Origin of the sequence: Thauera sp. WH-2 (assembly GCF_048321015.1) — a bacterium.
Taxonomy (GTDB): Bacteria; Pseudomonadota; Gammaproteobacteria; order Burkholderiales; family Rhodocyclaceae; genus Thauera.
In genome coordinates this window covers 1-1602 of sequence record NZ_JBLWFG010000026.1, presented here as the reverse complement: position 1 = coordinate 1602, position 1602 = coordinate 1, and the positions used below count along the sequence as shown (strand labels likewise).

The window sequence follows — 1602 nt, the reverse complement described above, 5'->3', positions numbered from 1 at the left end:
ATGAAGCACGCGATCCTGCCCGCGCTGATCTCCTACATCGCGCTGTTCTACATCGTGCACCTCGAGGCGCTCAAGATGGAGCTGCAGGGCCTGCCGCGGCGCGAGCCGCTGCCCTGGCAGCGCGCGGTGATCAGCACGCTGATGACGGTGTCGGGCGTGATCATCCTGTCGGCGGTGGTGTACTGGGGCTTCGGCTGGATGAAGGGCGCCTTCGGCGAGGCGGCCTTCGTCGTCGTGGGCGCGCTCATGCTCGCGGCCTACGTGGCGATCGTGCGCTTCGGGGCGAAGTACCCCGAGCTCCATATGGAAAAGCCCGGCGAGAAGATGGCGTACCTGCCCGAGATCGGCCCCACGCTCAAATCCGGCCTGCACTTCCTCTTGCCGGTGGCGGCGCTGATCTGGAACCTGATGGTCGAGCAGCTCTCGCCCGCGCTGTCGGCGTTCTGGGCGACGCTGTTCCTGATGTTCATCCTCGTCACCCAGCGCCCGCTGTTCGCCTTCTTCCGCGGCCACGGCGCACTGGGCGAGGCCACGAAGCACGGCTTTCACGACCTGTTCTCGGGGCTGGTGACCGGTGCGCGCAACATGATCGGCATCGCCATCGCCACCGCCACCGCGGGTGTGATCGTGGGCACGGTGACGCTGACCGGCATCGGCCTGGCGATGACCGAGCTCGTGGAGGTGCTCTCGGGCGGCAACCTGATGGTGATGCTGGTGCTGGTGGCAGTGATCTGCCTGGTGCTGGGCATGGGATTGCCGACCACGGCCAACTACATCGTGGTGTCGACGCTGATGGCGCCGGTGATCGTGGAGCTGGGCGCGCAGAGCGGGCTGCTGGTGCCGCTGATCGCGGTGCATCTGTTCGTGTTCTATTTCGGCCTGATGGCCGACGTGACCCCGCCGGTGGGGCTGGCGTCCTACGCCGCGGCGGGCATCGCCAAGAGCGAGCCGATGCGCACGGGCCTGACCGCCTTCGGCTACAGCGCACGGACGGCGATCCTGCCCTTCATGTTCATCTTCAACACGCAGATCCTGCTGATCGGCATCACCGACACCTTCCACCTGGTGATGACCATCGTCAGCGCGACGGTGGCGAGCATGATGTTCGCCGCGGCCACGCAGGGCTTCTTCATCGCCAAGACCCGCCTCCACGAGACGCTGATCCTGCTGCTGGTGACCTTCACGCTGTTCCGTCCGGGCTTCTGGATGGACATGGTGTATCCGCCCTACGACGAGGTGGCGCCGACCGAGCTCACGCGCCTGGTCGAGGCGGCGCCGCGCAACGGCAACCTGCGCGTGTGGGTCGAGGGCATGAACCTCGAGGGGCAGGACATCGCCAAGGGCGTGCTGCTGCCGCTGGGTGAGCCGGGCAACGCGCGCGAGCGTCTGGGCAAGATGGGCCTGACGGTGATGACGCTGGGCGATCAGGTGCAGGTGGCGGCGGTGCGCTTCGGCAGCCCGGCCGAGAAGCTGGGCCTGGAGCAGGGCTTCGCGATCGCCAGCATCGAGCTGCCCGCGGCCGAGCGGCCCGACAAGGAGTGGATGTACCTGCCCGCCTTCGCGCTGATTGCGCTCGTGTGGGCGATGCAGAAGCCCCGCCAG

1 protein-coding gene is annotated in these 1602 nt (G+C 67.5%); it reads left to right on the top strand.

Going from position 1 to position 1602, the window contains the following annotated elements; all coding sequences use genetic code 11:
• On the top strand, window positions 1-1602 hold a 1602-nt coding region (locus tag ACNKW1_RS15700), incomplete at both ends, for a TRAP transporter permease (protein WP_418365511.1).